We start from the raw sequence: 26,286 nt of genomic DNA, 5'->3' as shown, positions 1-26,286 counted from the left end.
CTATCGTCTGGCGTGGCCCTGCACCGGGGCACTCCCGACACAGCGAAGGACTTACACAGTGAAGCTCAACAGCATCACCACGCTCGGCGCCGTGGGCGCGCTCGCCGCGATCGCGCTCGCAGGCTGCTCCGCCTCCCCCGCCGCGACCGGCAGCGACTCCCCGTCGTCGGCGCCGACCGGCAGTGCGGTGACCTCGAAGGTGGACGCATCGCTGACCGGCACGATCACCGCCGGCGGATCCAGCGCTCAGGCGAACGCGCAGGCCGCGTGGGTCGCCGCCTACAACGCGCAGGTGAAGGGCGTCACCGTCAACTACGACAAGTCGCAGGGCTCGGGCGGCGGCGTCACCAACTTCCTCAGCGGGGCGTACGACTTCGCCGGCTCCGACTCGCCCCTGAACGCGGAGCAGACCACCTCCTCGAAGGCGCTGTGCACCGAGGGCGGTCTCAACATCCCCGTCTACCTCGACGGCGTCGCCATCGTCTTCCACGTCCCGGGCGTGACGAGCCTCAAGCTCAGCGGCGAGACCATCGCGAAGATCTTCTCCCTGAAGATCACCGACTGGTCCGACCCGGCCATCACGAAGGACAACGGCACCGCGCTCCCCGCAGGCAAGATCACCACCGTGGCGCGCTCGGACGGCTCCGGCACCACGGCGAACTTCACCAACTACCTGGCGGGCACGCAGTCCAGCGTGTGGACCTACCCGGCGGGCAAGGACTGGCCGGTCGAGGGCGACGTCTCGAAGCAGAAGGGCGGCTCGGGTGTGGTGCAGGCCGTCGAGGCCGGCACCGGCACCATCGGCTACGCCGACCACTCCGCGATCGGCAAGCTCGACAGCGCCTCGATCCTGCAGAACGGCACCGCGATCCCGTTCAGCGCCGACGCCGTCTCGAAGACGTTCGAGGTCGCCGCGGTGGAGGCCTCGAACGGCACCCCCGGAGACCTGTCGAAGAAGTTCGACTACTCCAAGCTGACCGCCGAGACCTACCCGATCCCGCTGGTCTCGTACGCCGTCGCGTGCACGACCTTCAAGACGCCCGCTCAGGCCAAGCTCGTGAAGTCGTACATCGGCTTCGTCGACAGCACGATCGGCCAGCAGGTCGCCGCGAAGAACGCCGGCGCGGCGCCGCTTCCGGCATCGGTCCTGAAGGCCGCTCAGGAGACGCTGGCTACGATCAAGTAGGTCGCTCACGGTCAGTCCGGGTCGGCCCTGCGGGGTCGACCCGGATTGGGCAGAGCAGCCGCCTCGGGCGGAGGCTCTGCCGAGTTCTGTCTGACCCGACGATTCCCGGCCGCTGCCGGGACAAGCAGAAAGACGCGAGATGCGAGATCGAGAGTGCGACCGTGACTGATGTCGCGCAGCAGGAGGCCGTGAGGGTCGCCACCCCCGAGAAGCTCGTCGGGACACGACGCGCCGGCGACCGCTTCTTCCTCGGCCTGTCGACCACGGCCGCGGCCTCGATCATGGTGATCCTCGCCGGCGTGGCGCTCTTCCTGATCCTCAAGGGCCTTCCCGCCATCACGGCGAACTGGAACACCGACAAGGACCTCGCCGGCTACCAGAACAAGCACTGGGGATCCTTCTGGAACTACGTCGCTCCGCTGCTGTGGGGAAGCATCTGGTCGGCGCTGATCGCGCTGATCCTCGGCGCTCCCGTCGCGATCGGCATCGCGCTGTTCATCTCGCACTACGCTCCCCGCCGGCTCGCGACCGCACTGGCCTACGTGGTCGACCTCCTCGCCGCGGTGCCGTCGATCGTGTTCGGCCTGTGGGGCATCCTCGTGATGCGCCCCTTCCTGCTCCCGCTCGCGGACTTCCTGAACCAGTACCTCGGCTGGATCCCGGTCTTCCGAGGTCCGGTGTCGAGCACGGGATCCACCACGCTGACCGGCGGTGTGGTGCTCGCGGTGATGATCCTGCCGATCGTCACCGCGCTGACCCGGGAGATCTTCCTGCAGACGCCGCGACTGAACGAGGAGGCCGCCCTGGCACTGGGCGCGACCCGCTGGGAGATGATCCGGCTGGCCGTGTTCCCCTACGCCCGCAGCGGCATGGTGTCCGCGATCCTGCTGGGGCTCGGCCGGGCGCTCGGCGAGACGATGGCGATCGCGCTGATCATCTCGCCGTCGATCCTGTTCTCCTTCGCCGTGCTCACCGACGGCTACAACTCGCAGACCATCGCCGCGAACATCGCGCTGAACTTCCCGATCGCCACGGACATGCAGCGCTCGGCCCTCATCGGGACCGGTCTGATGCTGTTCGTCGTGTCGCTGGCCGTCAACATGATCGCCCGCGGCATCCTCGGCCGGTCCGAGCGCAAGGCGCGCACCGCCCCGAAGATCGGGAAGCGCGTATGAGCGCCGCCGGTCCCGCCCCGATCGTCGTCCAGCCGATGAATCTCACCAGCGGCCAACTGCCGCGGTGGATCGAACCGGCGACCGCGGTCGGCACGGCCGTCGTCATCGCGGCCGTGCTGCTGGTGCTGCAGAACTTCAACCCGGCGCTGTGGCTCGTCCTCACCGGCGTGGTCTACCTGATCGCGATCGGCGTCGGCTCCGGCATCGTCGAGAACCGCCGCAAGGCCACCGACCGGATCGTCCGCGGGCTCGTGGTCTGCGCGTTCGTGCTCGCCGTCGCACCGCTGATCTCGACGCTGTGGACCGTGCTGGTCCAGGGCCTGCGGGCGCTGAACTGGGACTTCATCACCAAGGTGGGCGGCGCGGCGTTCGACCCGAACACGCTCGCGGTCACGAACACGCCCGGCGCCCTGCAGGCGGTCGTCGGAACCCTGATCATCACCGGCATCGCCGCCCTCATCTCCGTGCCGATCGGGATCCTCGCCGCCGTGTACCTCACCGAGTACGCGCTCCCCACGAACCCGATGCGGCGGACGATCACGTTCCTCGTGGACGTGATGACCGGCATCCCGTCGATCGTCGCCGGACTGTTCGCGTTCTCGTTCTTCGCCCTCATCGTCGGCCCGAAGGCGTTCAGCGGCTTCTCGGCGTCGATCGCGCTCTGCGTGCTGATGATCCCGATCGTGATCCGCTCCACCGAGGAGATGATCCGGCTGGTGCCGAACGAGCTCCGTGAGGCCTCCCTCGCCCTCGGCGTTCCCCGCGCGGCCACCATCATCAAGGTGGTGCTGCGCACGGCCGCGAGCGGCATCGTCACGGGTGTGGTGCTGGCCGTCGCCCGCGTGATCGGCGAGACCGCCCCGATCTTCATCGCCGCGAGCTTCACCGACAACTTCAACGCCGACCCGTTCAGCGGCCCGATGCTGACCCTTCCCGTAGTGGCCTACACGTCCTGGAGCTTCCCGGGCAAGGACATCGACGCCTCGCAGGCGCAGGCCTGGGCGGCCGCCCTGCTGCTCGTCATCGTGGTCGTCATCTTCAACCTCATCGCTCGGGTCGTCGCGAAGGCATTCGCGCCGAAGAGCCGCTAAGTCAGGAAGGCACACCGCGTGTCCAAGAGCATCGAAGTCAACGACCTGAACGTCTTCTACGGCGACTTCCTCGCCGTCGAGGGCGTCTCGATGAACATCGCACCGCGCACGGTGACCGCCTTCATCGGCCCGTCCGGCTGCGGCAAGTCGACGTTCCTGCGCACCCTGAACCGCATGCACGAGGTGATCCCGGGCGCGAGCGTGCAGGGCAGCGTGCTGATCGACGGCGAGGACCTCTACGGTCCCGGGGTGGATCCGGTGCTGGTGCGCCGCCAGGTGGGCATGGTGTTCCAGCGGCCGAACCCGTTCCCGACGATGTCGATCAAGGAGAACGTGCTCGCCGGCGTCCGCCTGAACAACCGGCGCATCTCGGCCTCCGACGCGAACGATCTCGTGGAGAAGTCGCTGCGAGGCGCGAATCTGTGGAACGAGGTGAAGGACCGTCTCGACAAGCCGGGCGCCGGCCTCTCCGGCGGTCAGCAGCAGCGCCTGTGCATCGCCCGGACGATCGCCGTGGAGCCGCAGGTGGTGCTGATGGACGAGCCCTGCTCCGCCCTCGACCCGATCTCGACCTTCGCGATCGAGGAGCTCATCTCCGAGCTGAAGAACCAGTACACGATCGTCATCGTGACGCACAACATGCAGCAGGCGTCGCGGGTGAGCGACAAGACCGCGTTCTTCAACATCGCCGGCACCGGCAAGCCCGGCAAGCTCATCGAGTACGCCGACACGACGACGATCTTCACGTCGCCCAAGGAGCAGGCCACGGAGGACTACGTCTCGGGCCGCTTCGGGTGATCCTCCGGTCTCCTCTTCGGCGACGTCACCGGTATTCCGGGTTGGCGTCGTAGCCCCACCGCTCGCCGTCGTTCCACGCCTGCCGCAGGTTGCCGAAGGCGGGGATGCCGCCGGCATCCTTGAGCCGTCGGGCCGTGTGCAGCAGGTTCCAGGTCATGAACGTCGTGTTGCGGTTGGTGAAGTCGTTCTCCGGCCCGCCGGATCCGGGATCCAGGTAGCTCGGTCCTGGCCCGATCTCGCCGATCCACCCCGCGTCCGCGGCCGGCGGGATCGTGAAGCCGATGTGCTGCAGGCTGTACAGGATCGACATGGCCGCGTGCTTGACGCCGTCCTCGTTGCCGGTGATGATCGCCCCTCCGGTCTTGCCGTAGTACACGTACTGGCCCTTCGCGTTGAACAGGCCGCTCATCGCGTACAGCCGCTCGATGAGCTTGCGCGTGATCGATGCGTTGTCGCCCAGCCAGATCGGGCCGCCGACCACCACGATGTCCGCCGCGTCGATGAGCGGCCAGATCTCGTCGGGCCAGGCGTCGGACGCCCAGCCGTGCTCGCGCATGTCCGGATACACCCCGGTCGCGACGTCATGATCGATGAACCGGATGCTCTCCACCGCGACGCCCTGGGAGCGCATCAGGGCGATGCTGCGATCCATCAGGCCCTGCGTGTTGCTGAGCGCCGGACTCTTCTTCAGCGTGCAGTTGATGAACACGGCCCGCAGGTCGTCATAGGTCGCCGGAGCGCCGAGATCTTCTGTCATGGGGGCAGACTACGGCGGCCGATGCCGGAGCGCCTCGACTTCTTCCGATCCCGTAAGGGACTCTGCGCTGACGGGATTCCCGCCCGCGCAGGGACTCAGTCGCGCGGCGAGAGCAGGTAGGCGTTCAGGCCGGCGGTGAACGCGCTGTCCAGGGTCAGCCGAGTGTCGTCGATCGCGGTGATCGGGGCCGCGAGGCGCACGCTGGAGACCAGCCACGCCTGGTCCGCAGCGGCGAGGTCCTCGGTCGGGACCGTCTCGTACGCGGTCTCGAAGCCCTGCTCCTCGAGGTGTGAGAAGAGGCTGAGCTGCGTGGTGCCCTGCAGGATCCCGCCGTGCGGCGCTGGGGTGACGAAGCGGTCGCCGAAGCGCAGGATCAGCGAGGCGGTCGGAGCCTCCAGCACCACGCCATCCGTGGTGACGAAGATCGCGTCGTCGGCGCCGCGGCGGCGGGCCTCGCGCAGCGCCGCCATGTTCACGGCGTAGGAGAGCGTCTTGGCGCCGAGCAGCAGCCACGGCGAGCGCTCCGCCGCGCCGCTGTCGTAGCCGCGGTCGAGGGTGACCACTTTGATGCCGCCGGTGCGGGCGGCCGTGAAGTCGCCGGCGGGTGCGGCCGTCACCCAGGCGGTGGGCGCGGGCCCCTTCTCCACACCGCGGCTCAGGATGAGCTTGATCACGCTCTCTCCGGCCGGGCAGTTCCGCGCCGCGATCGCGACGGCCGCGCGCCACTGCGCCAGGTTCGGATCCGGGAGCTCGCACAGCTGAGCGGAGTGCGCGAGACGCTGCAGGTGCGGCTCGACCTCCTGGGCATGGCCGTCGACCACGCCGATCGACTCGAAGACGCCGTCGCCGCGCTGGGTGCTGAGCTCGCCGACGCTCAGCGCGGGAGCGGACGCGTCGACGACGGCGAACGTGCCGGCGTAGTCGGAGAGCGCCTCAGGAGCGGGCTCGATCATCAGGGCGAATCGGCGATCCATGGTGAGAGCCTACGGCCTCGCGCGACACTCCCGACGACGCCGCGGACCCGCCGCCGGGAATACCTCCCGCCATGACTTGTTACACTTGATCGGCCGGGCCGCATAACCCCGGGCTCCATTTTTCGCCGCTGCGAGCGGCCTTCCGCCGAGAGGCGTTCTTGCGGCCCGGCTCCTTCATGCCTGCGGACCATGCCTCACAGGTAGGGGCGCGTGATGAGCTCCAGGTAGTGCCCGGACGGATCCAGCAGGTACACCCCGCGCCCGTCGTGCTCGTGGTTGATCTCGCCCGGGGAGGACCTCTGCGGATCCGCCCAGTGCTCGATCCCGCGCGCCACGATCGTCGCGTAAGCGCGATCGAAGTGGTCGTCGTCGAGCAGGTAGGCGTAGTGCTGCGGCGGGAACTCGATGGGCGGCGTCGCGAACTGCAGCAGGACGCCGCCGCCGATCTGCACGTTCGTGAAGGGCCCCCAGGACGGGGCCGCGTCGGCCTCGAGCAGGTCGCGGTAGAAGCCCGCCATCGCGGCCGGGTCGGTCGACGCGATGATGGTGTGGTTGAAATGCGCTGTCATGTCTCTCCTCTGTGTCGTTCTGCGCTGTGCTGAAGTGCGGAGAACGAGAGGAGGAGCGCGGATCAGTCGGCGACCAGATCGCCGATCCGGGAACGGCTCGCGCGGGCCTGACTGGTCATCATCGGATCCAGCCTAGCCGAGCCGGTCGCCGGAGGGGAGGTGCCGGCGGCTCAGTTCAGGGATCCGGTGCGCCACGCCCCGGCGGACGCGGCGAGATCGTGCGCGAAGGCGCTCAGCCGTGAGGCGCGCGCGGTGAGGTCGCTGGAGCGATGCGGCTCGGTGGGCTCGTAGTCGTCGGCGAGGTGTGTCGAGCCCGACGCCTGCACCCGGCAGAACGCCGCCGCACGCTCCAGGGCGACGGAGAAGTCGCCCGAGAACGCACCGCGCAGGATCGTGTCGATGAGTGCCACCAGCTCGTCCGGCCCGGCGGGCACCGGGGCGCCCGCGACCAGCGCGTCGGCCGAGGGCAGCTCGATCCTTCCCCGCTCGTGCAGCAGCGCCGCCGTGGCCGGGTCGCCGTGGATCGAGGCCTGCAGCAGATACAGCCGCCAGAGCGCGCCCGGCAGAGACACGGCGGGGCTCTTGGCCCACAGCTCGGCGACCTCGTCGATGCCGTGCTCTTTCGCGTACGCCACGAGCCGTTCCGCGCTCACGCCGCTGTCGTCCGCGCGCACGCGCGCGAGCAGCGCCGACGCCGTGGCGTGCGCCATCCGCGTCCGCTCGGCGGGGTCGTGGGATCCGAGCAGGTTGTCGAACGTCTCCGGAGGAAGACGGACGGGGCGGTGGAAGGGCGCAGGCACCGACCCAGGGTACGCGCCCCTGCCGACGCAGGGCACCCGTTCGCGACCGTTAGACTCGGAAGCACGGGCCTCTAGCTCAGTTGGCAGAGCATCGGACTTTTAATCCGCGGGTCGTGGGTTCGAGCCCCACGGGGCCCACACTCCAGGTGATGACCTGAGATCACCGCATGTGCGTCACCGGGTGACAGGCTGGAATCAGCCAGGATCGACCGGATCGGAGGGGATGTGGACGTCACACCGAAGGCCGTCACGGAGCTGAAGCCCGACGAGGTCTTCGTCTTCGGCTCCAATGCGGAGGGGAACCACGGCGGCGGGGCGGCCCTCACCGCGCATCGCAGGTTCGGGGCGGTCTGGGGCGAGGGACACGGGCATCACGGCCAGACCTACGCCATCGACACGATGAGCGGCCTGACGACGCTGGCGTCCGAGGCAGGCGATTTCCTCCGGTATGCCGAAGCGCACCCGGAGCTGAGGTTCCTGCTCACGCCCGTCGGGTGCGGGATCGCCGGGTACACCCCGCAGCAGGTCGCTCCGCTGTTCCGCGGCGCGCCCGGCAACGTCACGATGCCGGAGTCGTTCCTGCCGTATCTCTGATCCTGCGACTACGCCGCCACGGGCACGCCGAGATCGGCGAGCAGACCACGCACCCGCACCTCGATGTCGTCGCGCACCTCGCGGACGACGTCCGCGCTCTGCCCAGCGGGATCGCGCAGATCCCAGTCCTCGTAGCGCTTGCCGGGGAAGATCGGGCAGGCGTCCCCGCAACCCATCGTGATCACCGCGTCGGCCTCGCGCACATCCTCGGTGCGCAGCAGCTGCGGCACGGCAGCGGTGATGTCGATGCCCTTCTCCGCCATGACCTCGACCGCCGCGGGGTTGATCCGCTCGCCCGGCTCGGACCCGCCGGAGCGCACCTCGACCCGGCCGCCGCCGAGCGCGCGGGCGAAACCGGCGGCCATCTGCGAACGACCGGCGTTGTGCACGCAGACGAACAGGATCAGGGGCGCATGCGTCATACCGCTCACGCTAGCGGACTGCGGCGCGAGGCCGGTGTCCTCGTCCGACCTGACGGTCCGGCGATCGGGTCACCGAGCCGGCCGGGTCAGACCGGAGCTGTGAGCTCGGCGAGCTTCTGCACGGTGCGGAGGTTGCGGGCGGTGCCGGCCACGCCGAGCGCCCGGTCGAGGACCGCGCGCGTGAGCCTGGTCGTGTGAACGCCCGCCGCATAGTCGATCCACAGGTCCGCGCCGCGCAGCGCGATCCGCTCCCCCGGCTGCAGGCGCTCGGTGAGGGCCTGGACGCCGTCCGTGCGCGGTGCCCCTTCGAGAAACATCGCGTGCAGCATCTTGTCGCTGGCGGCATCCGGGAACGGGTTCTCCGCGATCGCCCGCACCAGCTCGTCATGCGTGCGCAGAACCACCGGAGTGTCCACGCCGAACTCGTCGTGGATCAGGGACCGCACCGCGGCGCATCCGGCCGTGCGGTCCGCGGGGGCGTCGCAGATCACGTTGCCGCTCGCGATGTACGTCGCCACCGAGCCGAGATCCATCCGCTCGGTCATCAGCGCGCGCAGCTCGGCCATCGGCACCCGGTTGTTGCCGCCGACGTTCACGGCGCGCAGCAGCAGCACGCAGCGTTCGGCCGTCACGCCCCCGGCCCGTCCGCGTCCGCGCCGTCCGGCTCTGCGTCGCCGTCCGCCAGCTCGGCGCCTGCGTGGGCGAGCTCGGTCAGAGCCGCCGCGCTCGACTCCTCTCCCACGCCGGCGACCAGGTCGGTGCGGATCCGCACGCGCAGGCCGTGCGCGATCGCGTCCGCCGCGGACGCGCGCACGCAGTGGTCTGTCGCGATCCCGACGACGTCGGCGGTGAGCACGCCGTGGGCGGTGAGGATGCCGGCGACCGTCTCTCCGTCTTCGGTCGTGCCTTCGAACATCGAGTACGCCGGTCTGCCCTGCCCCTTGAAGACGTGATGCGTGACCGCCGCGGTGTCCAGCAGAGGGTCGTAGTCGGCGCCGGGGGTGCCCGCAACGCAGTGCACGGGCCAGGTGTCGACGTAGTCGGGCGCGTCGGCGAAGTGGCCGCCGTTGTCGCCGTCCGCGTCATGCCAGTCGCGGGAGGCGATCACGACCTCGTAGTCCGTCGCGTGCCCGTGCAGCAGTGCGCTGATGCCGGATGCGACCGCGTCCCCTCCGGTGACGGCGAGGGCGCCGCCCTCGGTGAAATCGTTCTGAACGTCGACGATCAGCAGTGCCCGGCTCATGCTTCGAGGGTACGCCGAAACGAGGAAACCCCCTCCGCGGAGGGGGTTTCGTTCGTGGAGCCGCCCAAGGGAATCGAACCCTTGACCTTCTCATTACGAGTGAGATGCTCTGCCGACTGAGCTAGGGCGGCGCACCCCGTGAGAGGCGCATGCGGACGAACCGCACGATCAACGATCTTACCCTGTCCGGGAGGGTGCCGCGAACCAGTCGCCCCGCTGTCCGCCTAGCCGCAGCGGATGCCGGCCTTGTCGGGCACCGTGCTGTTCACGAAGTACGCGTCCACGGCGTCGTCGACGCAGCTGTTGCCCTTGTTGTAGCCGGTGTGCCCCTCGCCGACGCGGGTGATCAGCACGCCCCCTTCGAGCTGCTTGGCCAGCGAGACGGCCCACGCGTACGGGGTCGCCGGGTCGTTCGTGGTGCCGACGACGAGGATCGGACCGGATCCTGCGGCCTTGATCTCGCCACGCGTGCCGGACGGCGGATACGGCCACTGGTCGCACACGTCGGCGCCGTCCCAGTAGGGCGCGACGACCGGCGCCTCGGCCTTGATCTTGGCCTGCGAGGCGGCCTTGGCCGCCGCATCGTCGTCCCTCGGGTAGTCCATGCAGTTGTACGCGTCGAACGCCTCAGTGGAGTTGTCGGTGTATTTGCCGTTCTCCCGAGAGTTGTACGAGTCGGCGAGCTGGAACGCGATCGTCGGATCCCCCTTCAGCACCGCCGTGAGCGACTGCGTCAGGTAGGTCCAGTCGCCCTGCGAGTAGAGCGCGACGACGATCGAGGTCATCAGGGTGTCCGCGCCGAGCATGCGGCCGTCGGCGTTCTTCTGCGGCGAGCGGTCCACACTCGCCAGCAGCGCGCCGAGATCGCTCATCGCCTCGTCCACCGTGCCCTGGAACGGGCACTTCTTGCTCTTCAGGCAGTCGGTCATGTACGCCTTCAGCGCCGATTCGAAGCCGATCGCCTGGGTGGTGCTCACGTCGAGGTTGGAGACCGCGGGATCGAGCGCGCCGTCGAGCACGAGATGCCCGACCCGGTCCGGATACAGCTCGGCGTAGGTCGCCCCGAGGAAGGTGCCGTAGGAGTAGCCCAGGTAGTTCAGCTTCTTGTCGCCGAGCACGCCGCGCAGCAGATCCATGTCCCGAGCGGAGTTCACCGTCGTGATGTACGGCAGGATCCCGCCGCTGTTCTTCTCGCAGGCGGCGCCGAAGTCCTTGTTCGCCTTCTCCTGCGCGGCCTTCCACGGGGCGCTGCCTCGGGTGCCCGGCGGGATCGAGTACAGATAGGCGTCCATCTGCGCGGCGTCGTAGCATTTCACCGCGGTGGAGGCGCCCACTCCGCGAGGGTCGAAGCCGATCACGTCGTAGTTCTTGATCAGAGTCCCGCTGACCGCGAACGTCAGGCTCGACTTGATCAGGTCGACGCCGCTCGCGCCGGGACCGCCCGGGTTGGTGAGCAGGGATCCCTTCGCCGTTCCGCTCGCGCGGTGCCGGACCACGGCCAGGTCGATGGACGCTTTGGCGGGGTTCTCCCAGTCCAGAGGCGTCTTCACGGTGGTGCACTCCATGCCGGAGCCGCACGAGGACCAGCTCAGCTTCTGTCCGTAGAAGGACTGCAGCTCGGGGGCGATGCCCGAGGTGTCCGGCGGCGTCGTCGACCGGGACGACGGGGACGATTCCGCGGGGATCATCGAGTACAGGCAGCCGGAGAGTGCCACGGCGGCGACGGTCAGGCCGGCGACGACCGCCGAGAGACGACGCAGGCGCGAGACAAGACGGCCGCTCGGCGCACCGCCCCGCAGGGGACGGCTGTTCACAGGGCGTTTCTTCACGGCATCCTCCCGCTCGTCACGGTCACGAGCAAGCTCTCGAGGGCGAGCGCCGGTGCGACATTGCGCTCCAGCGATTCTCTGGTCTGGGCGAGATGATCCAGCACGACGAGGGTGCGCTCGGGCTCCCACGCCGTCGCGAGGACGGAAAGCTCGGCGGCGAGCTCCTGATTGATGAGGCTCTCCTCGCGCCCGAACTGCAGCATGATCACATCGCGGAACAGCGACTGCATGTCGGTGAGCACGCGGTCGAGTCCGTCGCGCACGCTGCGCCGTGCGCGCTGCTTCTGCTCGTCCTCGAGCGCGTTGATCTGCGACCGGACCGCCGGGGGCACGGCCTGCCCTTCCGCGAGTCCGACGGTGTGCAGGAGCGCACGCCGCTCGGCGTCGTCGCGTGCGGCGGTGAGCGCCTTCGCGTCGTCGGTGGCGGCCTGCACGATCTGCCCGGCGACCTCGACGGCGTCGCTCACGCCCCTGGTGCCGAGCACGGCACGCAGCGTCTGATCGCGGCGGGCACGGGCGGAATCATCGGTGGCGAGTCGCTGCGCCATGCCGATGTGCCGCTGGGCGTGGCGGGCGGCCTGCTCCGCGATCGCGGGGTCGGCGCCGGTGCGCCGCACGATCAGCTCGGCGACGGAGGCGACGTCGGGCTCGCGCAGGCGCAGGGAACGCACGCGGGAGCGGATCGTCGGCAGCAGGTCGGCTTCGCTCGGGGCGCAGAGGACCCACACGGTCTGCTCCGGCGGCTCCTCCAGCGCCTTCAGCAGCACGTTCGAGGTGCGCTCGGTCATGCGATCCGCGTCCTCGACGACGATGACGCGATAGCGTCCGCTGGACGGGCCGAAGTAGGAGCGCTCGACGAGGGCGCGCGCCTCGGCGATGGTGATGATGACCTTCTCGGTGCGCAGCACGGTCACGTCGGGGTGGGCGCCGGCGAGCACCTGACGCATCGTCGCCTCGTCGTCCGGCCCCTCTGCGACGAGCGAGGCGGCGAAGGCCGTCGCGAGCGTGGATCGGCCGGATCCCGGCGGCCCGGTGATCAGCCACGCGTGTGCGAGCGCGGCCGGATCCTCGACCGCCGCCCGCAGGGCCTCGACGGCGGCATCCTGCCCCCACACGTCCGTCCACGGGAACGGCGCGAGAACGGGGGCGGGCATGAAGCCAGCCTAACGGTGGGCTCGGACATGAGCCGCCGGGTTCCGGCCGGCTCGCTTCGCGCCCCGGCTCAGACGAGCAGCGCGGCGACGCGTGCGCGCACGACGGCGGCGATGGCCGCGGGGTCCTGCGCCGCGTCGACGACCAGGAATCGCGCCGGCTCGGCGGCTGCGAGCGCGAGGAACGCCTCGCGCACCCGGGTGTGGAACTCGCCCCGCTCCGCCTCGAGACGATCGAAGGGCTTGTCCGCCGAGTCCAACCGGCGGCGCGCCGAGGCTGGATCGAGGTCGAGCAGCACGGTGAGATCGGGCAGCGCCCCCTCGGCCGCCCACAGCGACAGGTCGCGCACCTGCCCGGCGTCGAGGATCCGGCCCGCGCCCTGGTAGGCGACGGAGGAGTCGAGGTAGCGATCCTGGATCACGACGTCGCCGCGGGCGAGCGCGGGCCGCACGACCGTCGCGACGTGGTGCGCGCGGTCCGCGGCGTACAGCAGCGCCTCCGCACGCGGGGCGATGTCGCCGCGATGGTGCAGCACGATGTCGCGGATGAGCACCCCGACCTCGGATCCCCCCGGCTCCCGCGTGCGCAGGGTGTCGCGGCCCTGCGACCGGAGCCAGGCCTCCAGCAGGGCTGCCTGGGTGGTCTTGCCGGAGCCGTCGCCGCCCTCCAGGGTGATCCAGAGGCCAGGGCCTGCGCTCACGCGCCCGCCTTCTTTGCTGCGGCGTTGGCGGCGCGCGTCGCGGCGGCCTTCTTCGCCGCCGCGGAACGCGCCGCAGCCTTGTCCGCATCCGTGGACGCCTTGGCGGACGACGTCTTGGCAGGCGCCTTCTTCGCAGGCGCCTTCGTCGCGGGGGCCTTCTTGGCCGCGGCGCCCGCGGTCTTCGCGGGGGCCTTCTTCGCCGGGGCTTTCTTCGCGGCCGCCGTGCGGGTGCCGCGCTTGGGCGCGGGGCCCTTCGCACGCTTGTCCGCGAGCATCTGCACCGCGATCTCGAACGTCACATCGGTGACGTTCTGGCCGCGCGGGATCGTCACGTTGGTCTCGCCGTCGGTGACGTAGGCGCCGAAGCGGCCGTCGCGGATCCGGATCGGCTTGCCGCTGACCGGGTCGGCGTCGAACTCGGCGAGCGCGCTCGATGCCCGCCGGGCACCGTACTTGGGCTGCTTGTAGATCTCCAGCGCCTGCTCGAGCGTGATGTCGAAGATCTGCTGCTCGCTCTCCAGCGAGCGGGAGTCGGCGCCCTTCTTCAGGTACGGGCCGAACCGGCCGTTCTGCGCCGTGATCTCCTCGCCCGACTCCGGGTCGGCCCCGACCACGCGCGGCAGCTCGAGCAGCTTGAGCGCGGTGTCGAGGTCGATCGTGTCGACCGACATGGAGCGGAACAGCGAGGCGGTGCGCGGCTTCGGCGCCGCCTCCTTCTTCGCACCTCGCTTCGGCTTGGGGGCTTCGACCACCTCTCCGGTGGCCTCGTCGATCTGGTCGTCGTCGGAGACCGGGTCGTTCTCCTGCACGTACGGACCGAATCGACCGTCCTTCACGACCACGATCTTGCCGCTCTCGGGGTTCTCTCCCAGCACGCGGTCACCGGCGACGGGCGCGTCGATGAGCTCCTGCGCCTTCTCCCGGGTGAGTTCGTCGGGCGCCAGCTCCTCCGGCACGTTCACGATGCGCGGCTTCGCGTCGGGGTGCGCCGGATCCGTGACCTCGAGGTAGGGGCCGTACTTGCCGAACCGGAGCGTGGCGGTGTCGGTGATCTGCGTCGCGTTCAGGGCGCGGGCGTCGATCTCGCCGAGGTTCTCGACGATCTGGCGGAGGCCGACGTGGTCCTCGGAGCCGAAGTAGAAGGAGTGCAGCCACTCGATGCGCTTCTGCTCGCCGCGCGCGATCGCGTCGAGGTCGTCCTCGAGGGCAGCGGTGAAGTCGTAGTCGATCAGGTCGGCGAAGTGCTGCTCGAGCAGCCGGACGACGCTGAACGCCATCCAGGTCGGAACCAGCGCCTGACCGCGCTTGGTCGCGTATCCGCGGTCGATCACCGTGCCGATGATGCTCGCGAACGTGGACGGGCGTCCGATGCCGTGCTCCTCGAGCGCCTTCACGAGCGAGGCCTCGGTGTAGCGCGGCTTCGGGGTGGTGCGGTGCGGCCTGGCGTCGGCGTCCGCGACGCCGAGCACGTCGCCCACGGCGACCGCGGGCAGCGACTGGTTCTCGGCGGCGTCGGCGTCGCTGCGCTTCTCGTCGCGCCCCTCCTCGTACGCCTCGAGGAAGCCCTTGAAGGTGTACACCGTGCCGGATGCGGTGAACTCGGCGTTGCGGCCGTCGGCGTCCACGGCGAGGGTGACCGTGGTGGTCTCGTACTTCGCGTCGGACATCTGGCTGGCGACGGTGCGCTTCCAGATCAGGTCGTAGAGGCGCGACTCCTCGCGATCGAGCTGGGACGACACGGCAGCGGGTGTGCGGAACTGCTCGCCCGAGGGACGGATCGCCTCGTGCGCCTCCTGCGCGTTCTTGCTCTTCGACTTGTACACGCGCGGCTTCAACGGCACCGCGGCGTCGCCGTAGAGGGAGACCGCCTGCGACCGGGCCGCCTGCACCGCCTGGGTGCTCAGCGCGGTCGAGTCGGTGCGCATATAGGTGATGAACCCCTTCTCGTAGAGGCGCTGGGCGACGCTCATCGCCTGCTTCGCGCTCATCGAGAGCTTGCGTCCCGCCTCCTGCTGCAGCGTCGAGGTGGTGAACGGGGCGTACGGGCTGCGCGTGCCCGGCTTCGCCTCGACCTTGGTGACGGTGGCGGATCCGGCCGCGTCGACGGCGGCGGCGAGCGCGGTCGCCGCCTTCTCGTCGAGGATCACGACGGCCTTCTTCAGCGCGCCCTTGTCGTCGAAGTCGGTGCCGCGGGCGATCGCCCCGCCGTCCAGCCGGACGAGACGGACCTTGAATCCGGCGGTCGCCGAGCCCGTCGAAGCGGCCGCGGTGGCGTCCACGTCCCAATACTCGGCCGACACGAACGCCATGCGCTCGCGCTCCCGGTCGACGATCATGCGCGTGGCGGCGGACTGCACGCGCCCGGCGGAGAGGCCCGACTTCACCTTGTACCAGAGCACGGGCGAGACGTCCCAGCCGTAGAGACGGTCGAGGATGCGGCGGGTCTCCTGGGCGTCGACGAGTGCGAGGTCGAGCTCGCGGGTGTTGCTGACGGCCGCCTGGATCGCGTCCTTCGTGATCTCGTGGAAGACCATCCGCTTGACCGGCACCTTCGGCTTCAGCGTCTCGAGGAGATGCCAGGCGATGGCCTCCCCCTCGCGGTCCTCATCAGTGGCGAGCAGGAGCTCGTCGGCGTTCTTCAGGGCGCGCCTGAGCTCGGCGACCGTCTTGGTCTTGCGATCGCTGACCACGTAGTAGGGATCGAAGTCGTGCTCGACGTCGATCGAGTACTTGCCGTACGCCTGCTTGTCCGCGGCGGGGATGTCCTTCTTGTCCGCCAGATCACGGATGTGCCCCACAGAGCTGAGCACTTCGAAGCCGTCGCCGAGATAGCCCTGAATGGACCTCATCTTCGTCGGGGACTCGACGATGACAAGCTTCTTGCCTTGCGCCACGGGTGCGTCCTTTCGGGTCCTGAGCTTGACGAGCGGTCGAAGCACACCATACACACCGTGCCGAAGCGGAGGGCTCAGCACGGTCATCCGTCGCCGGCAGAGAGTTCGGGTGGTCCTGCACGAGAGGCGGCGACGGCCGGGAACCCAGCGTACGCCGCCGAGACGCGCACTCGGACCACGAGTCCTTCGATGCGGCAGTCCTCCAGCGCCGCGCCGTGGGCGGCGGACACGCGCCCGGCGAGGGTGCACGGATCCGCGTTCACCGGGACAGCGCCGGACACGGCGTCCGCGGCGGCGAGGGCTGCGGCGTCGGCCGCGGCCGCCACGCGCTGCGACACCGCGCCGGCACCGCCGACCATCGCCGCGCCGAGCGCGAGGGTGCCCGCGACGGCGATCCCGCCGAGGGCGAGCGCCGACCCGCCCATCAGCGCTCGCCCGTCGGTGAGGCGCTGCGGGCGGCCGGCGTTCCGACGGGAGCGGGCTGCGGTGTCCTCACGCGACGCCGTTCCGGCGCGGGATGCCCGGCCATCCGGCGCGGGGCCATCGCGGCGCGCCGCGCGAGCACCGGCTGCCCCGCCATCACCGAGCGCCGTGCCATCACCGGCCGCCGTCCAGTGCGCAGCCGGTCGCACGGATCGGCACGACGAGCCCGCCGAGGATCCGCGCGTCAGCAGAGGCCGTCACGCACACCAGGTCGTCGGAGCGGCTGACCGCGAACCCCGCGGCGGGATCCGCACGGGCCACCGCCGCCCCGGCATCGCCGCTGCCGTCGCCGCGGCCGAGGATCCGCGCCGCATCCGCCACGGCGTCCTGCAGCGACACCATGCGCAGGCCGGCGCCGAGCACGCCGACGCCGAGCAGCAGGGTGAGCACCACGACGGGAAGGGCGACGGCGAGCTCCGCCGTCGCGGAGCCGCGCTCCCGGCCGTGGGTGCCGGCTCCGGCCGTGCCCGGGCCGGCGCCGGCGACCTGAGCGCGGCCGGGAGGACGGCCGCCCTTCATGCCACCGTGAGCGCGCGTCGCACGAGATCGGTGAGGATCCCCCGCACCTCGTCGCTGCGCATGATGACGACGAGAAGTCCCGCGAACGCGACGGCGGCCATGGTCGCGATCGCGTACTCGGCGGTCGCGGCCCCGGTGTCGTCGCCGAACAGCTTCGCCGCCCGGCGGCTGGTCAGTGCCGGGAGCGCGTCGTTCAGGAGGCGCTGCTCGTTCTGATTCATGGTGTTCCTTCTTTCTTGGTGGTGCGGCTCCCGGAAGGGGCCGCGGGGTACGGGTGCACGGCTCAGGTGAACGGCAGCGGCGTGGTGGCCAGCACGCTGAGGATCAGCGGCGCGACGCCGAGGAGCAGGAACGCCGGCAGGGTGCAGACGCCGAGCGGCAGCAGCAGCCGGGAGGACAGTCTCGCGGCGCCCTTCCGTCCGGACGTGCGGGCTGCGCGCCGCGCCCTGGCCGCCTCGGCGCGCAGCAGTTCCACGGCGGGCACGCCTGCGGTCGACGAGAGCTGCAGCACCCGGTCGACGGCGTCCGACGCCCCGACGGCCTCGACCCCGGCGTCTGCGCACCCGTCGCCTCTGCCGACCTCCTCGGCGACGAGCCGCAGGGCCCGCGGGATCGCGGTGCCTCCGCTCAAGGCCACGACCAGCAGTTCGGCGCGGATACCGGGGATCTCCGGCGCGGGCCGGGCCCGTCGCACCAGGGCGCGCGTCCAGGCCCGGGCGAGCAGCAGCATCGCCAGTCCGGCGGCCAGGCAGACCCAGCCCGCGGGCTGAGTCACGAGCACCGTCACGGTGTCGAAGCCGAGTGCGGTGCCGAGCAGCAGTCCGACCACGGGCAGCCAGAGCATGAGGCGCGCGGTTCCGGCGGGTTCGGCGAGGGCCACCTCCACCTCGTCCCGGATCTCCCCGGCGCCCTCGAGCGCCGCGGCGATGGCACGGAGCACCTCGCCGAGCGGTGCTCCCACCGTCGCTGCGATGCGCCACGCCGCGGCCACCGTGGTCCACACGCCGCCCCGAGCCCGGACGGCCTCGATGAGCTCCCGACCACGGTCCAGCTCCGCGACCACGGCGGTCGCGTCGGCGGACCCGCTCTCGGCGAGATGACGCCAGGCCGCCGGGGGCGCCGCGCCGGCCTGCAGCAGCACGGCCAGCGTGCGCACCTGCTCGGCGACGGCCGCCTCGCTCGGCGGTGGCGCCGCCGCGAATCGGAACGGCACGCGCCCCGCAGTTCCGGCCCTGCCGCGCGCACGGGCGCTGCCTCGAACGCGCGAGCTGCCGCGATCCCCGGCCCCGCCCGGCCCCCGCGACCCGGGGAGATCCTTCACCACGGCCGCACCTCCTCGATGCCGAGATGCTCGCCGTCGAGCCGAAGCCGGCCCGTCTGGACCAGCCGGCGCACTCCCGACCGCTCCCGCACCAGGTGCAGCACGTGCGCGAAGGCGCTCACCGCCTGCCGCGCGAGCGCCGGCGGATCCATTCCGGCCAGTGCCCCGAGCGCCTCCAGCCGCGCGGGCACATCGGCCAGCCCGCTCGCGTGCAACGTGCCGGCGCCGCCGTCGTGCCCGGTGTTCAGCGCGGTGAGCAGATCGCGGATCTCCTCACCGCGGCACTCCCCCACGATGAGCCGGTCCGGCCGCATGCGCAGAGATTCCCGGACGAGGCGGGCGACGGAGATCGCCCCGACGCCCTCCAGGTTGGGCTGACGCGCCTCCAGGGAGACGTGATGCGGGTGCCTCGGGTGCAGTTCGGCGACGTCCTCGATCGTCACGATCCGCTCGTCGTGCGGCACGTGCGCGAGCAGCGCCGCGAGCATCGTCGTCTTGCCGGTTCCGGTTCCTCCGGTGATCAGCACGTTCTGCCGGGCGCGCACCACGCCTTCCAGCCAGCCCCGCTGCGCGGCGTCGACCGCGCCCAGCATGCTCAGATCGTCCAGGTCGGCCGCGCGCACCCGCGGGATCCGCACCGAGACCGCGGTGCCCGAGGTCGCCACCGGCGCCAGCACGGCGTGCACGCGCACGCCCGAGGCGAGGCGCACGTCCACGCACGGCGACTGGTCGTCCAGGTGCCGTCCGCCCAGCGCGATGAGCCGCACCGCGAGCTCGCGCACCTCTCGTTCGGACGCGCTCCAGCCCGGCACCGGCTCGGCTCCCGCGCCGCGGTCGATGAAGAGGCCGTCTGCTCCGTTCAGGAACAGGTCGGTGACCCGCGGATCGGCGATGTGCGCCGCGAGGTCGCCGAATGCGGGGTCCAGTTCGAGATGCGCTGCAGCATCCGCGGATCCGCGCGGGACGATGACGAAGGGCGAGGCCATGTCCCGACGGTAGGCAGGGCGCGCCCCTCACCGGAGGGCGCGATCGGAACCGGTGCGGAAGCGGATCCCGACCGCATCTGTGCGGAACGAGCATCACGCCGGCACGGACGTCGCTCCACCCGGATGCACAGGCGGAAGAAGGAAGGATGGGCGGCACCCCACGGGGGGAATGGGATGCCGCCCGAAGCGCGGAGCGACGCAGGGGGTCGTCGCTGCCGCAGAAGCCGGAATCGATTGATCGGCCGTCGGCCAGTGTACGCAGGAAAGGGCGGTGCACAAAACGAGTGCACTACCGACTTCCGACGGTATTGAGAGACGATGGGCAGAGCTAGATTCGCGGTGTCGCCGCGACGTCGCGATGCACCATCCCGCAAAGGAGCGCCCCCTCATCATGAGCAGCCAGATCGATCACGTGTTCGACGAGACCCGCGTCTTCCCGCCCTCCCCGGAGTTCGCCGCGGCGGCCGTCGCGAAGCCCGAGCTCTACTCGCAGGCCGCCGCCGACCGCGACGCGTTCTGGGCCGAGCAGGCGCGGGCGCTGCACTGGCACACACCGTTCACCGAGGTCCTGGACTGGTCCAACCCGCCGTTCGCGAAGTGGTTCGCCGACGGCGAGCTCAACGTCGCCTACAACTGCCTCGACCGCCACGTCGAGGCCGGCAACGGCGATCGCGTCGCCCTGCTCTGGGAGGGCGAGCCCGGTGACGAGCGCCGGATCACCTACGCCGAGCTCACGGACGAGGTCAAGCGCCTGGCGAACGTGCTGGAGGGCATGGGGGTCGGGCCCGGCGACCGTGTCGCGATCTACTTGCCGATGATCCCCGAGGCGGTGGCCGCCATGCTCGCCGTGGCGCGGGTCGGCGCCATCCACTCCGTCGTGTTCGGAGGGTTCAGCGCCGACAGCCTGCGCTCGCGCATCGACGACGCCGGTGCGAAGGTCGTGATCACCGCGGACGGCGGCTACCGCAAGGGCAAGGTCTCGGCGCTCAAGCCGGCCGTCGACCAGGCCCTGGCCGACCGCGGCGAGGGCGAGCAGCACACCGTCGAGCACGTCATCGTGGTGCGCCGCGGAGGCAACGAGGTCGACTGGGACGACGATCGCGACGTCTGGTACCACGACGTCGTGAACGCCGCGTCCGGCGTGCACGAGGCACAGGCGTTCCCCGCCGAGAACCCGCTGTTCATCCTCTACACCTCGGGCACCACGGGGAAGCCGAAGGGGATCCTGCACACCTCCGGCGGCTACCTCACGCAGGCCGCGTACACGCACAGGAACGTGTTCGATCTGCACCCGGAGAGCGACGTGTTCTGGTGCACGGCCGACATCGGCTGGGTCACCGGGCACAGCTATGTGACCTACGGCCCGCTCGCCAACGGCGCCACCCAGGTGCTCTACGAGGGCACGCCGGACACTCCGCACCCCGGCCGCTGGTGGGAGCTCATCCAGAAGTACGACGTGACGATCTTCTACACCGCGCCCACCGCGATCCGCTCGTTCATGAAATCGGGCCGCGCGATCCCGAACCAGTACGATCTGTCCAGCATCCGCCTGCTCGGCTCGGTCGGCGAGCCGATCAACCCGGAAGCGTGGATCTGGTACCGCGAGGTCATCGGCGGCGGCTCCGCCCCGATCGTGGACACCTGGTGGCAGACCGAGACCGGCGCGATCATGGTCTCGCCGCTGCCCGGTGTCACGGCCACGAAGCCCGGATCCGCACAGGTGCCGCTCCCCGGCATCTCGATCGACGTGGTCGACGACGACGGCAAGCCCGTCGGGATCGGCAACGGCGGCCTCCTCGCGATCACCAAGCCGTGGCCGAGCATGCTCCGCGGCGTCTGGGGCGATCCGGAGCGCTTCAAGGAGACGTACTGGGAGAAGTTCCAGCAGAAGGGCTACTACTTCGCCGGCGACGGCGCGCGCCTCGACGAGGACGGCGACCTGTGGCTGCTCGGTCGGGTGGACGACGTGATGAACGTGTCGGGCCACCGGCTCTCGACCGCCGAGATCGAGTCCGCCCTGGTCGCGCACGAAGCCACGGCGGAGGCGGCCGTCGTCGGCGCCTCGGACGAGACGACGGGCCAGGCCGTCGTCGCGTTCGTGATCATCAAGGAGAGCTACCTCGCGGAGCACTCCCCCGAAGGTCTCGCGCAGTTGCTGCGCGGCTGGGTCGGGGGGCAGATCGGCCCGATCGCGCGCCCCCGGGACGTCTACATCGTGGGCGAGCTGCCGAAGACCCGATCCGGCAAGATCATGCGACGCCTGCTGCGGGATGTGGCGGAGGGTCGAGAGGTCGGCGACACCACGACCCTCGCCGACACCGCGGTGATGACCGTGATCTCGGCGCAGGTGAAGTAGGGACCAGGATCCGAGAAACGAGAAGAGGCGCCCTCCTGCAGGAGGGCGCCTCTTCCCATTCCGGGCATCAGGCCAGGGTGAACGTCACCTCGACCTCGACCGGGCTGTCCAGCGGCAGCACCGCGACGCCCACGGCCGCGCGCACGTGACGGCCGGCATCGCCGAAGATCTCGCCGAGCACCTCGCTCGCGCCGTTGATGACGCCGGGCTGGCCGGAGAAGGACGGATCCGACGCGACGAAGCCGCCGACGCGGAGCACTCCGTCGAGCCGGTCCACGCCGCCGGCGGCATCCGCCGCAGCGGCGACCGCGTTCAGCGCGCACGTGCGGGCGAGCCCCTTGGCGTCCTCTGCCGAGATCTCCGCGCCGACCTTCCCGGTCGCGGGGAGGGATCCTGACTCGAACGGCAACTGGCCGGACGTGTGCACCAGACCGTCGTGCACGCGCGCAGGCACGTAGGCGGCCACGGGCGCGGCGACGGACGGGAGCTCGATGCCGAGTTCGGCGAGCCGGGCGCTGACGGTCATGCTCCCTCTCCTTCGAACTGCCGCGCGGCTTCCGCGGCGGCGCCGAGGCCGGTGTTCGCGGTGGCGTCGCCGCCGACGGGGCGCTTGAAGTAGGCCACGAGCCCGCCCTCGGGTCCGGTGACGACCTGCACGAGCTCCCAGCCCTGCTTGCCCCAGTTGTTCAGGATGGCGGCGGTGTTGTGGATCAGCAATGGCGTGGTGAGGTATTCCCACGTGGTCATGGCACTCCCGGAGGATGAGGACGCACGCGCTGGCGCGTCAAAGTTTGCGTTCAGGGAACTCCCCTACGATCAAGCGTATGCCTCAGACCAAACGCACGCTCACCGGTGCGCTCAGCGGCCTGGCCGGCCTCGTCGGCCTCAGCGTCGTCGCCGGTGTGCTCGTGACGGCCAGCGTCACCCCGGTGTTCGCCGTGACCGGCGCCGCCGCCACGCAGTCGATCGACCTGTTCGAGCACCTTCCCTCGAACCTGACGGTGAACCGTCCGATGCAGCCGACGACCATCTACGCCAACGACGCCAACGGGCAGCCGCAGGTGATGGCGCGGTTCTACGATCAGAACCGGATCCCGCTGACCTTCAACCAGGTCGCCCCTGTGCTGTACGACGCGCTGCTGTCCAGCGAGGACAAGAACTTCTATTCCCACGGCGGAATCGACATCACCGGCACCCTCAAGGCGGTCGTCGGCAACGCCACCGGATCGTCCACGAACGGCGGGTCCTCCATCAGCCAGCAGTACGTGAAGAACGTGCTGCTGCAGGAGTGCGAGCAGGGTGTGCCCCTCGGCGACGACAAGCGCGACGCCAAGCTCAACAAGTGCTGGGAGGACGCAGCGACGACGGTCGGCAGCGCCGGCATCGCGCGCAAGCTGCAGGAGATCCGCTACGCGACCGCGATCGAGAAGAAGTACTCGAAGAACGACATCCTGATCGGGTATCTCAACCTCGCGAACTTCGGCGGCACGACCTACGGCATCGAGGCCGCGGCAAACCGCTACTTCGGCGTCTCCGCCGCGAACCTCTCCCTCCCGCAGGCTGCGACCCTCGCGGGCATGGTGCAGAACCCGAACGCGTTCCGCATCGATCAGCAGGTCGGCACGATCTGCGACAAAGACGGCAACAACTGCGAGAACTCCCCGAAGGACGGGTTCAAAGACACGCTCGTCCGGCGCAATTACGTGCTGTACCGCATGTACGCCAACGGCAAGATCACCAAGGCCGACTACGAGGCCGCGAAGGCGCAGCCGATCACCCCGAACATCCAGACGCCCACCCAGGGCTGCGCCGGAGCCGGGGCGAACGCCTACTTCTGCCAGTACGTGTACACCACGCTCAGGAACGACCACTCCCTCGACGGTGTTCTCGGCTCGACGGATGCCGAACGCCAGGACAAGCTCTTCCGCGGCGGCCTGAACATCTACACAACGCTGTCCGCGCAGCTGCAGGGCGCCGTCGTGCAGGCGATGGCCGATAACACCACGCCCACGATCCCGGGCATGGCCTTCGGCGCCGCCGCGACGAACCTCGAAGCGTCGACGGGACGCATCCTCACCATGGCGCAGAACACCACCTTCAGCGAGGAGAAGAGTGATGTCGCGACATCGGGACAGACGTCACTGGTCTACGCAGCCGATTACGACCACGGCGGCTCTACCGGCTTCGCCGTCGGATCGACGTACAAGGTGTTCACCCTCATCGACTGGCTCGAGAAGGGGCATTCGCTCCGCGAGAGGGTCGACGGAAACCTGAAGCGACAGACGATGCACTGCGGTTCGCAGTCCATCCCGATGACCTCGGATGTCCGGAACTTCCAGAACGCGCGCGGTTATGTCGGCACGCCGATGGACTTCACCGCCGCGTCGCTGAACAGCGGGTTCCTCGCGATGGCCGCCAAACTCGACCTCTGCGACATCAATGACGTGGCTGCGCGGATGGGCGTTCACACTGGCACCATGAAGCCGGTCAACTCGCGCGTGACGACGTACTACCCCGGCACGGACACCGTCGACCTCCAGGGTCCCCAGCCGTTCGACGTGCTCGGTTCCAAGAACATCGCGCCGCTCGACATGGCATCGGTCTACGCCGCGATCGGGAACAAGGGGGTCCGCTGCGACCCGCACGCGATCGACAAGATCACCGGCCCGGACGGCGCCGAGCTCAAGCTTCCGCCGACGACCTGCACCCAAGTGATCCAGCCGGACATCGCCGCGACCGCCGCCTACGCGCTGAAGGGTGTCATGGCCAGCGGTGGAACCGGTTCACAGGCGAATCCGTTCGACGGCACGGAGTTGATCGGCAAGACCGGTACCAACAACAACGATCAGACCATGCTGATGATGTCGAGCACCAAGGTCGCGACGGGGATCTGGGTCGGCCAGTCCACAGGCTTCGAGAACATCTACGACTTCTACACCAAGGACAACAACGTCCCGAACATCCGCTACTACCTCGGCAAGGCGATCCAGGGAGAAGCGGACAGCCTCTTCGGCGGCGACGCCTACCCGCCGCCGACGCAGACTCTGCTCAAGCAGTCGTACTCGAGCCTGCCGAACGTGGTCGGCCAGACCGTCGATCAAGCCACGCAGACGCTGCAGAACGCCGGGTTCAGTGTGAGCGTCGGCGCCGCGGTGCCGAGCAACCTGCCGACCGATCAGGTGGCCGCCCAGGATCCGGGCCCGGGTCAGGTCGTGACCGGCAGCACGATCACGATCTCGCCGAGCAACGGCCAGGGCACGGCGGTGCCGAACGTGGTCGGCATGACCCTGGGCGACGCGGCGACCGCCCTGCAGAAGGCCGGCTTCCAGGCGGCGAAGGGCACGTGCACTCCGGGCAACGGGGACGACTCGGGAACGGTGTCGGCGTCGGATCCCGCAGCGAACAGCATCGCCCCGAAGGGCGCGACCGTCACGCTCAACTACGTGAAGAAGAACTGCCAGAAGTGACGGCGTCACGCACCGCACGTTCGGCCCTCATCGCACTCGGTGCGGTGGGGGCCGCCGGTGTCGCGGCCGCGACCTGGGGCATCGGGATCGAACGCTACCTGTTCACCCTGCGGCACGCGACGGCGCGTTCGCTGCCGGCCGGCTCCCGGCCGATCCGGATCCTGCACGTCTCGGACGCGCACATGGCGCCGTGGCAGCATCGCAAGCAGCGCTGGCTCGCCGCGCTCGCAGACCTGCGCCCTGACCTCGTGGTGAACACCGGCGACAACCTGGGCCACGAGAACGGGCTCGAGGGTGTCCGGGCCGCGTTCGCCCCCTTCGCCGGAACGCCCGGGGTCTTCGTGCACGGCTCGAACGACAAGTACGCCCCTGCACCTCGCAACCCGTTCCGGTACTTCATGGGCCCCTCCGCCCGGAAGCCGACGGCCGCCAAGCTCGACACCGCGGCCTTGGATCGCTTCTTCACTGACGAGCTCGGCTGGATCGACCTGGACAACACCGCCGCGTCTCTCGAGGTCGCCGGGACCAGGATCGACCTGTTCGGTGTCGACGACGCGCACCGACACTGGGATGAGCTGGACGAGCTGCCCCCCGCGATCGACGCCCTCGGCCCCCGGCCCGCCGGCGTGCCCGTGCTGGGCGTGACGCATGCGCCCTACCAGCGCGTCCTGAACGCCTTCACCGATCTGGGCGCGGACGCGATCCTCGGCGGCCACACGCACGGCGGTCAGGTGTGCATCCCCGGATACGGCGCGATCGTCGCGAACTGCGACATCCCGCTGGAGCAGGCCAAGGGTCTCAGCACCTGGACGCACGCGGGCCGCACGGTGCCGCTGAACGTGAGCGCGGGATGCGGGCACTCGATCTACGCCCCGATCCGCTTCGCCTGCCGCCCGGAGGCGACGCTGCTGACGCTGCTGCCCCGGGACGGTCTCACGGCCTGATGCAGAAGGCCACCCCGGCCGGCACC

At 70.1% G+C, this 26,286-nt stretch carries 26 protein-coding genes and 2 tRNA genes; 9 read left to right on the top strand and 19 right to left on the bottom strand.

Annotated features, from left to right (window positions below; translation table 11 throughout):
• Nucleotides 1-58: 58 nt before the first annotated feature.
• The 4 genes from ACTJJZ_RS09930 to pstB all read left to right on the top strand — a co-directional run bounded on the left by ACTJJZ_RS09930 (nt 59) and on the right by pstB (nt 4,250).
• On the top strand, nt 59-1,186 hold the full coding sequence (locus ACTJJZ_RS09930) for a phosphate ABC transporter substrate-binding protein PstS (RefSeq protein WP_440721019.1): 1,128 nt from the start codon (nt 59-61) through the stop codon (nt 1,184-1,186).
• Nucleotides 1,187-1,347: 161 nt separating this feature from the next.
• Nucleotides 1,348-2,361, top strand: a complete 1,014-nt coding sequence (pstC, locus tag ACTJJZ_RS09925) for a phosphate ABC transporter permease subunit PstC (protein ID WP_440721018.1) — start codon at nt 1,348-1,350, stop codon at nt 2,359-2,361.
• A complete protein-coding gene (pstA, locus tag ACTJJZ_RS09920; RefSeq protein ID WP_440721017.1) occupies nt 2,358-3,452 on the top strand; it encodes a phosphate ABC transporter permease PstA in 1,095 nt (364 codons plus the stop codon). The genes pstC and pstA overlap by 4 nt, the downstream gene beginning before the upstream one ends.
• Nucleotides 3,453-3,470: 18 nt before the next feature.
• Nucleotides 3,471-4,250, top strand: coding sequence for a phosphate ABC transporter ATP-binding protein PstB (gene pstB, locus ACTJJZ_RS09915; RefSeq protein WP_440721016.1), 780 nt, complete (start codon nt 3,471-3,473; stop codon nt 4,248-4,250).
• 25 nt (nt 4,251-4,275) lie between these two features.
• On the opposite strand, the gene ACTJJZ_RS09910 is transcribed toward pstB, so the two are convergent.
• The 4 genes from ACTJJZ_RS09910 to ACTJJZ_RS09895 all read right to left on the bottom strand — a co-directional run bounded on the left by ACTJJZ_RS09910 (nt 4,276) and on the right by ACTJJZ_RS09895 (nt 7,350).
• Complete coding sequence (locus ACTJJZ_RS09910; RefSeq protein ID WP_440721015.1) at nt 4,276-5,007, bottom strand: flavodoxin family protein; 732 nt, start codon at nt 5,005-5,007, stop codon at nt 4,276-4,278.
• Between the two features lie 95 nt (nt 5,008-5,102).
• On the bottom strand, nt 5,103-5,981 hold the full coding sequence (locus ACTJJZ_RS09905; RefSeq protein ID WP_440721014.1) for an aminodeoxychorismate lyase: 879 nt from the start codon (nt 5,979-5,981) through the stop codon (nt 5,103-5,105).
• Nucleotides 5,982-6,175: 194 nt separating this feature from the next.
• Nucleotides 6,176-6,550, bottom strand: coding sequence for a VOC family protein (locus tag ACTJJZ_RS09900; protein ID WP_440721013.1), 375 nt, complete (start codon nt 6,548-6,550; stop codon nt 6,176-6,178).
• 170 nt (nt 6,551-6,720) lie between these two features.
• On the bottom strand, nt 6,721-7,350 hold the full coding sequence (locus ACTJJZ_RS09895; protein ID WP_440721012.1) for a DNA-directed RNA polymerase subunit beta: 630 nt from the start codon (nt 7,348-7,350) through the stop codon (nt 6,721-6,723).
• Between the two features lie 65 nt (nt 7,351-7,415).
• Here ACTJJZ_RS09895 and ACTJJZ_RS09890 point away from each other — a divergent pair.
• Both ACTJJZ_RS09890 and ACTJJZ_RS09885 read left to right on the top strand, forming a co-directional pair.
• Nucleotides 7,416-7,488: transfer RNA gene (locus ACTJJZ_RS09890), tRNA-Lys, on the top strand.
• Nucleotides 7,489-7,575: 87 nt separating this feature from the next.
• Nucleotides 7,576-7,944: an A1S_2505 family phage non-structural protein gene (locus ACTJJZ_RS09885; protein WP_440721011.1), complete on the top strand. Its 369-nt coding sequence runs from the start codon at nt 7,576-7,578 to the stop codon at nt 7,942-7,944.
• A gap of 8 nt (nt 7,945-7,952) precedes the next feature.
• Here the strand turns inward: ACTJJZ_RS09885 and ACTJJZ_RS09880 are convergent, their stop codons facing one another.
• The 13 genes from ACTJJZ_RS09880 to ACTJJZ_RS09820 all read right to left on the bottom strand — a co-directional run bounded on the left by ACTJJZ_RS09880 (nt 7,953) and on the right by ACTJJZ_RS09820 (nt 19,493).
• The gene (locus tag ACTJJZ_RS09880) at nt 7,953-8,366 is read right to left on the bottom strand and encodes an arsenate reductase ArsC (RefSeq protein ID WP_440721010.1); all 414 of its coding nucleotides are present in this window, start codon (nt 8,364-8,366) and stop codon (nt 7,953-7,955) included.
• A gap of 86 nt (nt 8,367-8,452) precedes the next feature.
• Nucleotides 8,453-8,998, bottom strand: a complete 546-nt coding sequence (locus tag ACTJJZ_RS09875; RefSeq protein WP_440721009.1) for a DUF1697 domain-containing protein — start codon at nt 8,996-8,998, stop codon at nt 8,453-8,455.
• Nucleotides 8,995-9,609 (bottom strand): isochorismatase family protein, encoded by a 615-nt coding sequence (locus tag ACTJJZ_RS09870; RefSeq protein WP_440721008.1) that lies wholly within the window; start codon nt 9,607-9,609, stop codon nt 8,995-8,997. The genes ACTJJZ_RS09875 and ACTJJZ_RS09870 overlap by 4 nt, the downstream gene beginning before the upstream one ends.
• Before the next feature lie 55 nt (nt 9,610-9,664).
• Nucleotides 9,665-9,740, bottom strand: a tRNA-Thr gene (locus ACTJJZ_RS09865).
• A 93-nt stretch (nt 9,741-9,833) separates the two neighbouring features.
• Nucleotides 9,834-11,423 (bottom strand): alpha/beta hydrolase, encoded by a 1,590-nt coding sequence (locus ACTJJZ_RS09860; RefSeq protein WP_440721007.1) that lies wholly within the window; start codon nt 11,421-11,423, stop codon nt 9,834-9,836.
• Nucleotides 11,424-11,434: 11 nt separating this feature from the next.
• Nucleotides 11,435-12,592, bottom strand: a complete 1,158-nt coding sequence (locus ACTJJZ_RS09855) for a DNA polymerase III subunit delta' (protein ID WP_440721006.1) — start codon at nt 12,590-12,592, stop codon at nt 11,435-11,437.
• Between the two features lie 68 nt (nt 12,593-12,660).
• The gene (gene tmk, locus ACTJJZ_RS09850) at nt 12,661-13,290 is read right to left on the bottom strand and encodes a dTMP kinase (RefSeq protein WP_440721005.1); all 630 of its coding nucleotides are present in this window, start codon (nt 13,288-13,290) and stop codon (nt 12,661-12,663) included.
• Nucleotides 13,287-16,184 carry a type I DNA topoisomerase gene (gene topA / locus ACTJJZ_RS09845; protein WP_440721004.1) on the bottom strand — a complete coding sequence of 966 codons (2,898 nt, stop codon included), beginning with the start codon at nt 16,182-16,184 and terminating at the stop codon, nt 13,287-13,289. The genes tmk and topA overlap by 4 nt, the downstream gene beginning before the upstream one ends.
• 83 nt (nt 16,185-16,267) lie before the next feature.
• A complete protein-coding gene (locus tag ACTJJZ_RS09840) occupies nt 16,268-16,609 on the bottom strand; it encodes a helicase (RefSeq protein WP_440721003.1) in 342 nt (113 codons plus the stop codon).
• Between the two features lie 172 nt (nt 16,610-16,781).
• Complete coding sequence (locus tag ACTJJZ_RS09835) at nt 16,782-17,186, bottom strand: TadE family type IV pilus minor pilin (protein ID WP_440721002.1); 405 nt, start codon at nt 17,184-17,186, stop codon at nt 16,782-16,784.
• A complete protein-coding gene (locus tag ACTJJZ_RS09830) occupies nt 17,183-17,407 on the bottom strand; it encodes a DUF4244 domain-containing protein (protein WP_440721001.1) in 225 nt (74 codons plus the stop codon). The genes ACTJJZ_RS09835 and ACTJJZ_RS09830 overlap by 4 nt, the downstream gene beginning before the upstream one ends.
• A gap of 62 nt (nt 17,408-17,469) precedes the next feature.
• Nucleotides 17,470-18,399 carry a type II secretion system F family protein gene (locus ACTJJZ_RS09825; protein WP_440721000.1) on the bottom strand — a complete coding sequence of 310 codons (930 nt, stop codon included), beginning with the start codon at nt 18,397-18,399 and terminating at the stop codon, nt 17,470-17,472.
• Nucleotides 18,400-18,503: 104 nt separating this feature from the next.
• Nucleotides 18,504-19,493 carry a TadA family conjugal transfer-associated ATPase gene (locus ACTJJZ_RS09820; protein WP_440720999.1) on the bottom strand — a complete coding sequence of 330 codons (990 nt, stop codon included), beginning with the start codon at nt 19,491-19,493 and terminating at the stop codon, nt 18,504-18,506.
• Between the two features lie 391 nt (nt 19,494-19,884).
• Between ACTJJZ_RS09820 and acs the strand changes: the two genes are divergently transcribed.
• Nucleotides 19,885-21,849: an acetate--CoA ligase gene (gene acs / locus ACTJJZ_RS09815; RefSeq protein WP_440720998.1), complete on the top strand. Its 1,965-nt coding sequence runs from the start codon at nt 19,885-19,887 to the stop codon at nt 21,847-21,849.
• Nucleotides 21,850-21,916: 67 nt separating this feature from the next.
• Here the strand turns inward: acs and ACTJJZ_RS09810 are convergent, their stop codons facing one another.
• Both ACTJJZ_RS09810 and ACTJJZ_RS09805 read right to left on the bottom strand, forming a co-directional pair.
• The gene (locus ACTJJZ_RS09810; RefSeq protein WP_440720997.1) at nt 21,917-22,375 is read right to left on the bottom strand and encodes a RidA family protein; all 459 of its coding nucleotides are present in this window, start codon (nt 22,373-22,375) and stop codon (nt 21,917-21,919) included.
• Entirely contained in the window at nt 22,372-22,596 is a 225-nt protein-coding gene (locus ACTJJZ_RS09805; protein WP_440720996.1) for a hypothetical protein, read from the bottom strand. Before ACTJJZ_RS09805 ends, ACTJJZ_RS09810 begins: the two co-directional genes overlap by 4 nt.
• Before the next feature lie 77 nt (nt 22,597-22,673).
• On the opposite strand from ACTJJZ_RS09805, the gene ACTJJZ_RS09800 reads away from it, so the two are divergent.
• Together ACTJJZ_RS09800 and ACTJJZ_RS09795 are read left to right on the top strand one after the other, a co-directional pair.
• Nucleotides 22,674-25,316 (top strand): transglycosylase domain-containing protein, encoded by a 2,643-nt coding sequence (locus ACTJJZ_RS09800; protein WP_440720995.1) that lies wholly within the window; start codon nt 22,674-22,676, stop codon nt 25,314-25,316.
• A complete protein-coding gene (locus ACTJJZ_RS09795; RefSeq protein ID WP_440720994.1) occupies nt 25,313-26,260 on the top strand; it encodes a metallophosphoesterase in 948 nt (315 codons plus the stop codon). The genes ACTJJZ_RS09800 and ACTJJZ_RS09795 overlap by 4 nt, the downstream gene beginning before the upstream one ends.
• Nucleotides 26,261-26,286 lie beyond the last annotated feature (26 nt).

The organism is Microbacterium sp. 22242 (assembly GCF_052045495.1).
In the GTDB taxonomy this organism is placed as follows: domain Bacteria; phylum Actinomycetota; class Actinomycetes; order Actinomycetales; family Microbacteriaceae; genus Microbacterium.
The sequence above is the reverse complement of the archived record's forward strand: the minus strand, read 5'-3'. Positions and strand labels throughout refer to the sequence as shown.